This window comes from Hyphomicrobium sp. 01T421 (assembly GCF_056398805.1).
The window spans coordinates 1,458,601-1,471,164 of sequence record NZ_JBFTQC010000001.1 but is presented as its reverse complement, the minus strand read 5'-3'; the positions used below and the strand labels follow the sequence as shown (position 1 = coordinate 1,471,164).

The window sequence follows — 12,564 nt, the reverse complement described above, 5'->3', positions numbered from 1 at the left end:
TCATCATGGATAGAATAAGCATTCCCAACCGGGATGAAGCCATGTCCAATCCGAACATTCTGTGCGTGGACATCGGCGGCACGCTGGTCAAAACGGCGACGGTGAACGCCTCCGGTACTTTGATATCGGATTTTATAACAACGCAGACGCCCAAACCGAGCACGCCGGAAGCACTCGTCAGCCTGATTACCGATATCGTGAAGACGTTACCGACGTTCGGGCGCGTTTCGGTCGGCTTTCCCGGCGTGGTTGGACGAGAGCACATCAAGACGGCGCCTAATCTCGGCACGCATCATTGGAACGGCTTCGACCTCGAGAACGAACTCGGGCGGGCGTTCGGCGTGCCGGTTCGCGTGCTGAATGATGCCATCGTCTATGGCTTGGGCGTTGCGAAGGGGCCGGGCCGCGAATGCGTGCTGACGTTCGGGACCGGCATGGGTTGTGCACTTTTCTGCAATGGGACAGCGTTCTTCGGTCTCGAGCTTGGCCAGCACCATGCGAACGACGAACTCAACTACGACCAATATATCGGTCACGCCGCGTATCTGGAACTTGGCGACGAGGCTTGGAATGAGCGGGCGAAGCGTGTGCTCGCCGCTGTGCAGGCTCTGACCAACGTCGATCATCTCTACATCGGCGGCGGCAATTCGAGGCGCATCACATTCGCGCTGCCGCCATGGGCCAGCGTCGTTCCGCCAGCGAGCGGAATTGCAGGCGGTGCGCGCCTCTGGCGGTCTGAAATGGATCAGTGGTTCAGGCAGTCGAGCAATCTCGTCGGGGAACGTACGGAGTCGAGATGAACGTCCTCACCATTGGCGGCGCAATGGTTGATACGATCGTCACGATTGCGAGCGACAAGATCGAACAAGTCAAGATGCGCAATGCCGAGAGCTCGTTCCTTCTTCTGGAAGAAGGACACAAGACGGAGGCGGAAGAAATCGCATCAAGCTGCGGCGGCGGCGCGGTGAACGCGGCCGTCACCGCATCCCGCCTCGGACACAATACATCCATCATTGCCAAGATCGGGCGAGACGATAAAGGGAAGACGATACTCGGCCTGCTCCGCGCCGAGGGCGTCGACGTTTCGTGGATTGCCGTCGACGAGCGCGAGCCGACGGGATCGTCCGTCATCATTTCATCGCATGACAGGAACGCGGCGGTCTTTACTTACCGCGGCGCGAACACGAGAGTCGAAGCCAACGATCTGCCGCACCAGGCATTCGCAGGCCGCGACTTGGTTTACGTCGCCAATCTCAGCAATCAGTCGGCGAATTGTTATCCGCTTGTCGTCGAGCACGCGAAGGCCGCAGGCGCGCTTCTTGCCGTCAATCCCGGAGTGCGCCAACTCACCGCCCGTTTCGACGACTTTTGGCATAGCCTGAAATATATCGATATCCTTTGCGTAAACCGTGCCGAAGCACAGACCTTGATGCCGCGGCTCCTGCAGTCGTTCGGAGACGGCGGCGCTCCGTTAATTGCGAAAAACGACGAGCCCATTCCGCCTCTTGCCAAGCGCGGCTTGCGCAGCGGCGGCTACGAAATGTCATTGGTTAAGTTCCTCGGCACACTGATAGAACTCGGCGTCGGCGTGATCGTGCTCACCGACGGTGCGAATGGCGCATTCATCGCGCGAGCTCAGGAACTTCATTACCGCACTGCGGAGCATGTCGTCGCAGCGGCAACGACGGGCGCCGGCGACGCTTTTTCCTCAACATTCGCGTGCTATCTTGCAGACACTCAAGACCCAGGGCGAGCACTCAGTGCTGCAGCAATCAATGCAGCCAGCGTCGTGAAATTTATCGACACCCAAACTGGCCTCCTCACCAGGGCGGCATTAGAGCGAGAGATCGAACGCGCGAGCGAGGCGCCGTTATTCAGCTTTTCCATCTAAGCAGGGGAAATTTCTTGACGCAGCAACCGAAGAAAAGCGCCACGCACAGCGAAAACGCCGTGTTGAGCGAGGAGCGTGCGATCGCTGCGCGCAAATCGGTCGAGCGTCTCATCGCCAACGGCGAGCCTGTCGCGCTCTTTCTCGACGTCGATGGAACTCTTCTCGACGTTGCGCTTACGCCCTCGACGGTGCACGTGCCCGCTTACCTTCCGAAGCTGCTCGATGAGATCGCCGAACGGTTGCACGGCGCTTTGGCAATCGTGACCGGGCGGCCGTTGGAAGAAGTTGACCGCCTGCTCCATCCTGCGAAATTCGTGGCGGCAGGCGTTCACGGCGGACAGATGCGATTTGCGGATAGGGGCAAGATTGAAACGCTCACCCCGGCATTCAATCCGGCGCTGACGATGGATCTTAAAAAGATCGCCGAGGATTTGCCCGGAATCGTCTACGAGGATAAGGGCAGCGGGATCGCCCTGCATTATCGCCTCGCTCCGGAGCTTCAATCATCCTTGTTGATGATGCTCGGCACACTCGTGCCGAAATATCCGAATGAATTTTCGATTTGCGAAGGCCGCAAGGTCGTCGAGGTTTTGCCTGTCGGTTTCTCGAAGGGACGCGGGCTCAGAAAACTCGCGACGCTGCCCGCGTTTGCCAACAAAATTCCCGTGATGGTCGGCGACGATATCGCCGATGTGGACGCGTTTCGAGCGGCCGAAGATCTCGGCGGATTTGGCCTCAAGGTTGCGGGCGAAAATTTCTCCGAGTCCGAGTCTTCGTTCTACGGACCCCCGGAAGTTCTCGACTGGCTCCAAAAAATCGCAAACATCTGACGCCCGCTAGCTAGGCCGCTTCGGCTTGCGCCGGAGCTTCGTTCCGAGCGCCGCTCGGTTCATTCAGGACCATCAGAAGCGGTGTCAGTCCATCGGTATCGACGAGCTTGAAGATTTCGATGTCACTCCGGGCCTTTTCGCTCCAGCCGGCGATCTCGAGCGCGCGTTCGGCTTTCGAGAAGAGCCCGTGATTTCGAACGGCTCTCTTATCGACATACTGCTTTAGATCCTCGCCCGTCAGCCCCTGCTCTTCCGCCCATTTTTTGCGGATCGCGGTCAGGTCGGTATCGCTTCCCTGCGATTCCTCCTTCTTCAATTTCTGCAATTCGTTCTCCTGGAAGAGCCACCACTTGCCCCCCTTCGGCCAGCGAACGAGATCGAGGTCGCTCAGCACGCCGGCCAATTGATTGACGGCCATTCCTTTCGCGGCTTCGTCCTCATTATCGGGATCGCAGCTGTAGAGATTTGGAATCACCAGATACGACGCCTTGTTGTGATGAACGAAGTGCCGCCGCACCCATTCGAGATCGGCGCCGGGCGCCCGATTGATTGCGGTGTCGATCGCATCGCGAATTTGCCGGGCGAGCGTGCCGGATGGGCGGACGGACGGCGGCTCGCGCGGCGGGTTGATGATCGCCAACGCGAGAAGGCCCATGTCGATGCCGATCGTCGCCAGAAGCGCGATGACATCGCGGCCGGTTATCGGCTCGCCTGCATCGGTGTGCCCGGCCGTTATGACTTTACCGCCCGAGACGATGTAACGGAACGCGCTCGCCGTGTAGGCGCCGATATTGCTCCAAAGATTTTTGACGGCATTCGCAACGCCGGCTGGCCCTTCGTTGAACACGGCCTCGCGCAGTTTCAGCTCGGCGGGTTGGTCAGCTTGTGCCGCGGCATCGCGCAGCCGCTCGGCGAGCGTGGGATCGAAACACGATGACCCGGATTTTCCTGGCGGCTGCGATACGGAATCGGCGAGCGCGCGCATCTCCGACGCCGTCGATTGACCGAGCTGGTTGCTGCGGACTGCAATGTTGCGCGCGAGGCCGCGAATTTCGGACGCCTTGTTCTCGAAGTTGCGCTGGCGTTCCTCGATCGTCGCGCCGCCGAGCACATCCGCTGCCTGGCGCAGAGACTGAACATCGGCCTGCACCGGTTCGAGCCACGATTTCGTCATGCCGTCGCGCAGCGCGCTGACGGCGTCGCGCACACTTCTGCGTGCGTTGTAGAGCGGCCCCTTCCCCGCCCCGGATGCAACGCCGCAACTGCCGCCGCTCGTCTCCTCACGCGTCATTTGGCTGTCTGACCAAGTGACGACGTTGTCGAGCTGGCCGCGTACGGCGTCGAGCCGTGCTGCGACGGCGGCGCTGGCGTCGCGTGCGTCCTCCTGGAGGCCGGCAAGGCCCGTCTTCGTTGCTTCTTCGCCCGAGATCAAGCTCCACCAGAACCCGTAGCCGAAGCCGATCGACCAGATGGCGAGGAATACGTAAAGCACGCCGGTGACCAGCCGCTGGCCGAATGGCCGCTTGGCGCCGAATGTCTCGCGCAGCGTGAGCCATAGCAGAAACGTGAGTGCGACGACGACCGCGGCGACGAGAACGTCATTCGAGATCGAAATGCCGCCGGTGGGCGCGGCGGGCGTCGAGGAGACACCGACGATGAAGTCGCGCATGCCGTGCCAAGTCGCGTATCCGGAGATGATCAGCAGCATGAACGAGGCGACGCCGATCAGCGTGTTTCGGCCGAGGATGTAATCGATCGTTCTGCTGATCAGGTTTGGCTGCGCTTGATCCGGCATACTCAATCCCCACGCTGACTCTCAGGTATTGAGATAGCGGAATTGCGGGGGATCTTCCGTTGCACTAGAGCAACAGTCGGCGCAATCGCGTGCGCCGGGCGGGCGTCAGCCGTCAGGACACGCGCGAGAAGAAATCAGACCGCTTCGGCCAGCGGCTGTTTGTTTTCGAGGTATTTCGCGAATTGAAGCTTGAAGAGGCGATTGTATGCGCCTCCGCTCGCGATCAACTGATCATGCGATCCGCTCTCGATGACGCGTCCAGCTTCGATCACATGGATGAGATCAGCGTGCAGGATGGTCGACAGGCGGTGAGCGATGACGAGCGTGGTTTTTCCCTTCGTCAGGTTGCGTAGCTCGCGCTGAATTGCATCCTCGGTTTCGCTATCGAGCGCGGACGTCGGCTCGTCGAGGAGAATGATCGGCGCACTCTTCAGGTAGGCTCGCGCAAGAGCGATGCGCTGGCGCTGGCCGCCGGAGACCTGGGCTCCGAGCTCACCGACCGGGTTTTCATATCCGCGCGGCAACGACATGATGAATTCATGAGCGCTGGCCGATTTGGCCGCCTCGATGCACTGTTCGTCGGAAGCGTTGTCGAGACCGGCTCTGATATTATCGATGATCGAACCTTCAAACAGAAATGCATCCTGGCCCACAACCGAGATGTTGTGGCGAAGCGATTTGAGAGAGACATCCGCGATCACCTGGCCGTCGATCTCGATAACGCCCGAATCCGGCTCCCGAAGCCTTTGCAGCAACGCGAATACGGTTGATTTTCCGCCACCGGAATGGCCGACCAGCGCCGTCACCTTGCCGGCCGGAACCGAGAATGACATTCCATTGATGACGGGCTTGTTCTCGACGTATCTGAACGAGACATCGCGCAGCGCGATCTGGCCGCTCTTGATCACAAGCTCGGGCCGCCCCGGAGGTTCGTCCTCGCGTGCGGGGCTGTCCATCAATTCATACATCATGCGAACGCCGACGGCGGCTGTTGCGAGCTGCAATTGAACGCGCGAGAGCCTGCGGCCGGGATCTGCGCACATCAGAAGAGCCGTGATGAAGGCGAAGAACTGCCCGGGGCTTTCTCCGTGATAGAGATTTCGCCAGCCGGCATAGAAAACAACAGCCGCTACTGCGCAGCCGCCGATCGTTTCCATGAGCGGGTTCACACCGGCGCCGATGCGGAGCATTTTGTTGGACAGGCGCTGGACAGCTTCGATCGCATCGAACATTCGCGCTCGCATCTTATTTTCGAGCTGGAATGATTTTACGACCTGCGCCCCTTGGCTGACTTCTCGCGTAATCTGAACGATGCCGCTTAGCGAATGAACCTCGCTGCGCGTCGCCTTCTTGATACGTTCGACCATCTTGCGCGACGACAGGGCAGCCACCGGGCCGCCGATCAGCGCAATGGCCGCCAGAATCGGATCCAGCGCAATCATCGTGATGACGAGACCGATGATCGTGAAGAGATCGCGCCCGAGATTCAGAGACACCATGTTCAGCATGTCTCGAACGGCGTTCGCGTTATACGACATCTTGGTGACGAGTTCACTCGAGCTGTATTGCTGAAAGAACGCGACGTCGACTTTCATCATATGCTCGAACATGCGCTTTTGCGTCTGCGCGACAAGACGATTGCCGATCGTGCCCAGAACAACTTCGGAGAAGTAGGCGGCGAACCCCTTCGCCACGAATATCGCGACAATACCGAATGTGATGCCGACGAGCGCTGCACGATTCTGATGCACGAAAATCGTGTCGATCACGTACTTCAGCACGTACGCGCTCAGCGATGTCATGGCCGCGACCAGCAACATACAAACGACCACCAGCGCATACTGCGGGGCATACTCCCGGCCGTTTTCATTCATTAGCCGCTTCAGGAGATCAAAGGTCGTCGGCATAAGTTTCTCTATGTCGCCCGTCGATGAATTTGTGAGTTTTCCGCCCGTTACACGTACGTTGATTTGCGCCCCGGCTAAAGTCAACGGTTGCGGCTCTCCGCATCATACATGGATGCCCCCGCGCGCCGCCCGTTAGTACGGCGAAGGCTGCTACCCGTACAGTGGCATTTCTGCCGCCGGAGAAACCGCTGCGCCATTGGTGTCGGCCTGACCTTCGACACTTCCTTGGCCATCGGCATTACTATCGGCCTCGGCCCGAGACTTAGTGCTTCTGTCCCGCCACATGTGGAAAATTTTCAACAGCCGATAGTCTGCCTGAACCCATGAATACCGGAGGCCGTTCATGCCTCCCGTGAAATGCCGTCTGCCAATATAGTACTTGAAAAAATTGACTGGAAACTCGATGGCCATGCGCACCAGGAGCTTTGGTGAAGTCGAGGTGGCGTGCTTCGCTGAGAGGAGCATCCTTTCGGCGAGCTTTCGCTTCAGGTCCTCGTAGCTCCGGAACGAGTAATGGTAGGCGGGTGCGCGAAGTATGCCCACGGCGTGGCCGTCGGTTACGACGAGATCGTGCACTATGGAATCGCGGAACCTTACTTTCCGGCGATCATACAATCGCACGTACCAGTGATCACGCGCCCACCGCCTCGGCCGGGAGGTGTTCGGATAGACGAGTTCGATTGGCATGCCATAGGCGACGAAACGCGGAGCGACGTGCGCAAAGAGCGAGACGATTTCTCTCCTCAATGCCGAGGTGACCACCTCGTCAGCATCAAGGTTCAGCACCCAGTCATTACGGCACTGATCTTCCGCAAAACGCTTTTGTCCGCCGAAGCCCAACCATCGCTGGGTGATCACGCGGCACCCTTCGGATGCCGCTACGCGGACCGTGTCGTCAGTGCTTTCGCTGTCGACGACGACAATCTCATCGACCCACGGGCGAACGGATCGGATGGTACGGGCAATGCGATCGGCTTCATTTTTTGCGATGATGAAACAGGAGATCGGCAATTTATCCATAAAAAATGCCTTTCAGAGGCTTCGTTAAACTCACCTAACGCATAACACATGTCCGTATACGCCTGATCTCGTAAAATCGAGTAGCCCCGCTTTGCACACACTTATCATTTTCTTCCCGTGCGGGCCCGGTGCCCTGCCCACTCTAGCGAATTGAATTTGATTCAGCCTCGACCTAACGGCCGATGTCGTTCGAACTAAACTCAATTTTTTCGGGTCGCGACCCGTCCGATTTTTGAAATAAAGTTAGATATGAGCCAATAAGTCCGCATACACCCCAGAGAGAGCGATTGACAGATCTGGCACGAGTATTTGCACGATTATTATTTCGGAAGTTGCGACTTTGCCCGCATCTGTGGTTGCCGACGCTGACAAGGGCTGGCGACAACATATCGAACTTCCGGCCCGTTCCGAAACTCCCCTGTCCTCAATGCGTTTAGAACAAACACTGTTCGGTTTCATTTTCACGGGCTCTTAACGCGCGGTCTCCACCTTAAAGTTGCAGCAACCCAACGCCCCGCCGCGCATCAGATCCGAATGAAGGAATGTTGCCATGGCCACCAGCGGAGATTCTGAAAGACCTATCACGAGAAGCGAACTGGCAGATCTCCTGAACGAGGATCTTGCTCGCGAGTATCAAGCGATCATCTCCTACACAGTGTACTCGCAGGTTCTCAAAGGCGCGCAGTACATGAACATTGCGGATCAGTTGGAAACGCATGCCCATGAAGAACTGAAGCACGCTCTGATTATCTCGCGGCAGGTGGACTATCTTGGAAAAATGCCGGTCGCTAACCCCAAGCCGGTACGGATCTCGGATGATCCCAAGACCATGTTGAGATACGATCTCGACAACGAAAACCAAACCATCATGAATTACCGTCAGCGTGTGCGGCAGTGCGAGGCCTTAGGTGAATACGCCATGGCGGAACAAATCCGCGAAATCCTCGTCGACGAGCAAGATCACCAGATCGATCTTGCAACCGCGCTTGGAGAAGATCCTCCCGATCTGACGAAGCGCAGCCCGGAAGATGTTCGCCCGAGCGCGCACCACTGAAATTGGCTGCTTAAGGGACCTATCGAGAGCGCGGCCTTGGATCAGGAGCCGGCTACGACGTTCGGTCCCGGAAATGATGCGTCGATCCTTCCGAGTAGCCGATAGAAGAGTAGCCCTGCCCATTCATGAAGGGCCATGCGATCGGTCCATCTGTTTGCCGAGGCTGCTCGAATAACCGGCCAAGCCAAAACGGTAAATCCCGCCTTCCGAAAGCAGCCTACGGCGCGCGGCATGTGGGACTGCGAGGTGACGAGGACCCACTGCTGGGACGGCCGAGGTTTCAGAAGCGCAGCTGAGAAGGTCGCATTCTCAAACGTGTTCGAGGCGTAGGGCTCCATCGTAAGCCTCGCCGCAGAGACCCCGTGCCCCAACATGATGTTGCGGGATTTTCCGGGGTCTTCTCCGGTGACCACGACCCTTGCATCGGGATAAAGCCGCGCAAGCTCTGCAGCGGCGCTAATTCTTGCGTCGTCGCCGCCGAGCGCAATAATTCCATCGATCGGCTGGCCCGGCGCCAACCTGCCTGGAGGGAAGCGCGCTTCGAGGGGACGAATGAGAATTTCGCCGATCGGCAACAGCGAGAGTGCACCGGCGGCGGCTATCGCGGCCACCACCGATATCAATAGGCGTTGAAGCCCGAGCATTCGTGACTGCATCATAGCTTAGGGACGTCGATCAAGAAGCTGACGAGTCTATCATACTCGGCGATTCTTGATAATTCTTCTTTACTCGCAATTCTTTCAGCAGGGCGTCCCACGCCAAAGTCGCTTGCTTCCTGTCGAAGTGCTGTTCGCAATATTCTCGGGCTCGCCGGCCCATCTCCTTGGCCGCTTCCCCGTTCTCAGCCAGTTCCAGGATCCYTTTCGCCAGGCTCTCTCCGTCTCCGATGTCGACGACGAAACCGCAGCCAATTCGTGAAAGATACCGGGCGATCTCTCCATCCCTATCGCCGATAAATATCGTCGGACGTCCGGCTGCCGCGACACCGTAAAATTTACTGGGCACGATGAGGCCCTCGAGCTCCGCTTTGAGGGAGACCAAGTGGACGTTGGCAACCGACAGCGCTTCGGCGAGTTTTTCGCGCGGCTGGTAAGTCTCGAATTGCAAAGACGTGAGCTTGCGGGCCTGGGCTCCCCGTTTCAAGGGTTCAAACAACGCCCCTCCCCCAACGAACAGCCAGACGATATGGGAAGCTTCTTCGGATCGGCCGCGCTTTTGCTCGATCGATGCCGCTGCGGCAAGAATGGTATCGATTTCATGGGCCCGCCCCAAATTTCCCGAATAACCCACCACGAATGCCGAGCCCAATTCCCATTTGGAACGCAGACCATTTGAATCGTGATCAATTGGCCGTATATCACCGCAATTCGTCCAATTCGGAATTATGCGCAAGCGCGAGTTATCGACGCCCAACGACATCACCCTCTCAGCCATTAGATCGCCGATGACGATATTCATATCGGCAGCCCGCAGCGACGCGTTCCGCAGAGATTGCAAAGGACGGTACGTCCATCCCGTCAACGCGCCGCCGACTTCGACGGCCTTGGCGACCTCCGGGAAGATATCTTGAAGCCAGTTCACGAAGAACGCGCCACGAAGTTTCGCTATGGGCGCCGCCAAGACGGATATCATTGGGGGATCCGTCTTGGCGACGACAACGTCGCCTCTGCGCACTCGAAAGAGCAATTCCCAGCTCGCGGACAAATAGAAGGTTAGATAATCGATCGCGCGAAGTGCGAGGTTGGAACGGCCAAATCTCGACGTCCAAACCCGGAAAACGTCAACGCCTTCAATCTGCTCGTGCGCGGCAAGCTGATCGCGGGGCGCATCGTAAAGCTGGCGACTGGTGATGACGGCTACCGAATGGCCGGCACGCGCAAGCCCGAAGGCCAGGTCGGAAAGCATCTGGCTTGTTGCCGAGTGGTCCGGATAAAAAAATCGATTTAGGAAGACTACTCGCATGCCTACTCGCCTAAAAATCAGGCTCTACAAAACTTCTAAGTAGCGGTAGGCCCTAACTTGTGCCCGAAAAACGTGGACCGGGTGCTCGTCTGCTTTTTGCCTTCGTCAGTCGACACCGTAATTTAAAAGTGCACAATTGTCTCGACGTGAACTAACGTCGCGTGGTGCGTAGGGAAAAATTCGATGAGTGAGGTCCGTTTGACCGATACGAGGAACAAGGCTTGGCTAGCCGTCAATACGCAGCCACACCGGGAATCTCTAGCGATGGAGAACCTCAAACGGCAAGACTATCTCAGCTACTGCCCAATGGTCCGCAAGCGGATGGTTCGGCGCGAAGTGCTCCGCCCGATGTTTTCCGGATATATATTTGTGGGGCTCGACCCATCGCAACGCTGGCACCCTGTTCATTCGACGTTAGGCGTGAGACGTATTTTGAGTTTTGGCGGAGCACCTAGTCTAGTCGCGGATGAGTTCATCCAGGCTCTCAAAGCACGTGAAATCGATGGAGCTGTGATCCGTCCGGCCAATCCGTATGAAATCGGACAAAAAGTTCGCGTTACCGCTGGTCCTTTCGATGGAATCATCGCAAGCATCGTCGGTATGAATGAAGCAGATCGGATCGTCGTACTATTCGAATTGCTCGGCAGAAATGCCAAAGCCAATATTGATATTCGTTCATTAGCGTCGTTAGATATGTGAACAATGTTTTTCGGAAGATCCGGGGTATATTTTTCGAATTTTCACAAATTGGCTATTTCGTGGCAATGCCGCAACATTTGATTCGTCATATTGCATAGACACAGCGAGTCCGCTTGACGGAAACGCGGTTAATCGAGCTTCTGACAGAGACTATTTCAAATCAATTTATAGCGGGGAGTTGATATGCGTACTCATTCTTCTGATGACGATTCTGCGCAATTGAGCAGCAATAAATTGAGATCACGCCGGAGTGTCATTCGCAATTTGGTGGGTGGGGCGGCCGTTCTCAGCTTGGCAGTTGGTTCACGAGCAAGCCCCGCGAAGGCCGACGGCGGTCGCGGTGGCGATGGCCGCGGTGGCGACGGCGGCCGCGGCGGCGATGGCCGCGGTGGCGGCTGGGACGGCCCAGGCGGTGACCACGACCCCCATGATCCCGGTGATCGTTGGGGCCATTGTTTCCTGCGCGGGACGCGCATAAGCACGCCGACAGGCGATATTCCCATTGAATCACTAAAAATAGGCGACCCCATCCTGACAATTTCCGGAGACGTGCAACCGATCCGCTGGATCGGACGCATGAGCTTCAGCCGCCGACAGGACAAGTCCTGGGGGAAAGGTGTCGCGCCGATCAGGATCTCCCGATCGGCGATCGCGGATGGCGTCCCGCATACCGACGTTTTGCTGTCGCCGGCGCATATGCTCTTATTGGACGGTTATCTTGTCCCGTGCGGGCAGCTCGTGAACGGCATCACTATCAGACAAGAGCGGATGAGTTCTGAAACGCAGCTCGACTACTTCCACATCGAACTTGCAACCCATGACGTCCTATTTGCCGAAGGACTGCCTGCGGAGACGCTCTTGGGCGATGCGCGCCGAATTCAATTCGACAACCATCATGAGTACGAACTTCTCTATCCGACCGAAACGCACCTATCGCTTGCCCCGTTCGCGCCGATACTTAGCCTCAACGGCGGCCGCGCAGAATTGCGTTCAAGGATGCGGAGCGCGTTCGCGCCATTAGTTGATCGCCGCGAGCCATTCGATGTCGCTCGAGACCGGCTGGAAGAGCGCGCTGAAGGGATGATCCTGGGCTAAGTCTGATTAGACTGGTATGCAGGACTAGGAGATGCGTTCTCTCCGTACTTGGTAGAGTACGGAGAGAACGCAAAATTATTTGCAAAGTCCCGCATTTAGACGAGCTTATTCGTCATCAGTTTGTGGTTGCACATTTCGGCCCGATCTATTTCAGATGAGCAGTCAATCCGCAGCCCATCCCAAAAGGCTAACCCAACGCCACCTCAACTACATAGTAAGCCTAGCATCATCGATTGCTGCACGGTGATGTCGTAGGCCGACGGTTCGTCGCCAACACGATGCGAAGTACGTCGTCGAGCATCCGCTGGAGA

11 protein-coding genes are annotated in these 12,564 nt (G+C 57.5%); 6 read left to right on the top strand and 5 right to left on the bottom strand.

Annotation, left to right across the window (positions count from 1 at the left end; all coding sequences use genetic code 11):
* Positions 1-5: 5 nt before the first annotated feature.
* Genes AC1DK3_RS06610 through otsB form a run of 3 tightly spaced genes read left to right on the top strand, consistent with a single transcriptional unit; the run spans position 6 to position 2,721 of the window.
* A complete protein-coding gene (locus tag AC1DK3_RS06610; RefSeq protein ID WP_477191464.1) occupies positions 6-800 on the top strand; it encodes an ROK family protein in 795 nt (264 codons plus the stop codon).
* Positions 797-1,891: a carbohydrate kinase family protein gene (locus tag AC1DK3_RS06605; RefSeq protein WP_477191463.1), complete on the top strand. Its 1,095-nt coding sequence runs from the start codon at positions 797-799 to the stop codon at positions 1,889-1,891. The genes AC1DK3_RS06610 and AC1DK3_RS06605 overlap by 4 nt, the downstream gene beginning before the upstream one ends.
* A 14-nt stretch (positions 1,892-1,905) precedes the next feature.
* Entirely contained in the window at positions 1,906-2,721 is an 816-nt protein-coding gene (gene otsB, locus AC1DK3_RS06600; protein ID WP_477191462.1) for a trehalose-phosphatase, read from the top strand.
* 10 nt (positions 2,722-2,731) lie between these two features.
* Here the strand turns inward: otsB and AC1DK3_RS06595 are convergent, their stop codons facing one another.
* The 3 genes from AC1DK3_RS06595 to AC1DK3_RS06585 form a co-directional block, all read right to left on the bottom strand.
* The gene (locus AC1DK3_RS06595; protein WP_477191461.1) at positions 2,732-4,516 is read right to left on the bottom strand and encodes a hypothetical protein; all 1,785 of its coding nucleotides are present in this window, start codon (positions 4,514-4,516) and stop codon (positions 2,732-2,734) included.
* Between the two features lie 134 nt (positions 4,517-4,650).
* On the bottom strand, positions 4,651-6,423 hold the full coding sequence (locus tag AC1DK3_RS06590; RefSeq protein WP_477191460.1) for an ABC transporter ATP-binding protein: 1,773 nt from the start codon (positions 6,421-6,423) through the stop codon (positions 4,651-4,653).
* 150 nt (positions 6,424-6,573) lie between these two features.
* Positions 6,574-7,443: a glycosyltransferase family 2 protein gene (locus tag AC1DK3_RS06585; protein WP_477191459.1), complete on the bottom strand. Its 870-nt coding sequence runs from the start codon at positions 7,441-7,443 to the stop codon at positions 6,574-6,576.
* Between the two features lie 550 nt (positions 7,444-7,993).
* On the opposite strand from AC1DK3_RS06585, the gene AC1DK3_RS06580 reads away from it, so the two are divergent.
* The gene (locus tag AC1DK3_RS06580; RefSeq protein WP_477191458.1) at positions 7,994-8,497 is read left to right on the top strand and encodes a ferritin-like domain-containing protein; all 504 of its coding nucleotides are present in this window, start codon (positions 7,994-7,996) and stop codon (positions 8,495-8,497) included.
* A gap of 41 nt (positions 8,498-8,538) precedes the next feature.
* On the opposite strand, the gene AC1DK3_RS06575 is transcribed toward AC1DK3_RS06580, so the two are convergent.
* Complete coding sequence (locus AC1DK3_RS06575) at positions 8,539-9,141, bottom strand: YdcF family protein (RefSeq protein WP_477191457.1); 603 nt, start codon at positions 9,139-9,141, stop codon at positions 8,539-8,541.
* 31 nt (positions 9,142-9,172) lie between these two features.
* Positions 9,173-10,402: a glycosyltransferase family 4 protein gene (locus AC1DK3_RS06570; RefSeq protein WP_477191456.1), complete on the bottom strand. Its 1,230-nt coding sequence runs from the start codon at positions 10,400-10,402 to the stop codon at positions 9,173-9,175.
* Positions 10,403-10,642: 240 nt separating this feature from the next.
* Here AC1DK3_RS06570 and nusG point away from each other — a divergent pair, with 240 nt between their 5' ends.
* Both nusG and AC1DK3_RS06560 read left to right on the top strand, forming a co-directional pair.
* On the top strand, positions 10,643-11,158 hold the full coding sequence (gene nusG, locus AC1DK3_RS06565; RefSeq protein ID WP_477191455.1) for a transcription termination/antitermination protein NusG: 516 nt from the start codon (positions 10,643-10,645) through the stop codon (positions 11,156-11,158).
* Positions 11,159-11,449: 291 nt separating this feature from the next.
* On the top strand, positions 11,450-12,253 hold the full coding sequence (locus AC1DK3_RS06560; protein WP_477191454.1) for a Hint domain-containing protein: 804 nt from the start codon (positions 11,450-11,452) through the stop codon (positions 12,251-12,253).
* Positions 12,254-12,564 lie beyond the last annotated feature (311 nt).

Coding starts and splice junctions, on each gene's coding strand:
- AC1DK3_RS06610 (WP_477191464.1), top strand. CDS start 6: ATGGATAGAATAAGCATTCCCAACCGGGATGAAGCCATGTCCAATCCG.
- AC1DK3_RS06605 (WP_477191463.1), top strand. CDS start 797: ATGAACGTCCTCACCATTGGCGGCGCAATGGTTGATACGATCGTCACG.
- AC1DK3_RS06595 (WP_477191461.1), bottom strand. CDS start 4,516: ATGCCGGATCAAGCGCAGCCAAACCTGATCAGCAGAACGATCGATTAC.
- AC1DK3_RS06590 (WP_477191460.1), bottom strand. CDS start 6,423: ATGCCGACGACCTTTGATCTCCTGAAGCGGCTAATGAATGAAAACGGC.
- AC1DK3_RS06585 (WP_477191459.1), bottom strand. CDS start 7,443: ATGGATAAATTGCCGATCTCCTGTTTCATCATCGCAAAAAATGAAGCC.
- AC1DK3_RS06580 (WP_477191458.1), top strand. CDS start 7,994: ATGGCCACCAGCGGAGATTCTGAAAGACCTATCACGAGAAGCGAACTG.
- AC1DK3_RS06575 (WP_477191457.1), bottom strand. CDS start 9,141: ATGCTCGGGCTTCAACGCCTATTGATATCGGTGGTGGCCGCGATAGCC.
- nusG (WP_477191455.1), top strand. CDS start 10,643: ATGAGTGAGGTCCGTTTGACCGATACGAGGAACAAGGCTTGGCTAGCC.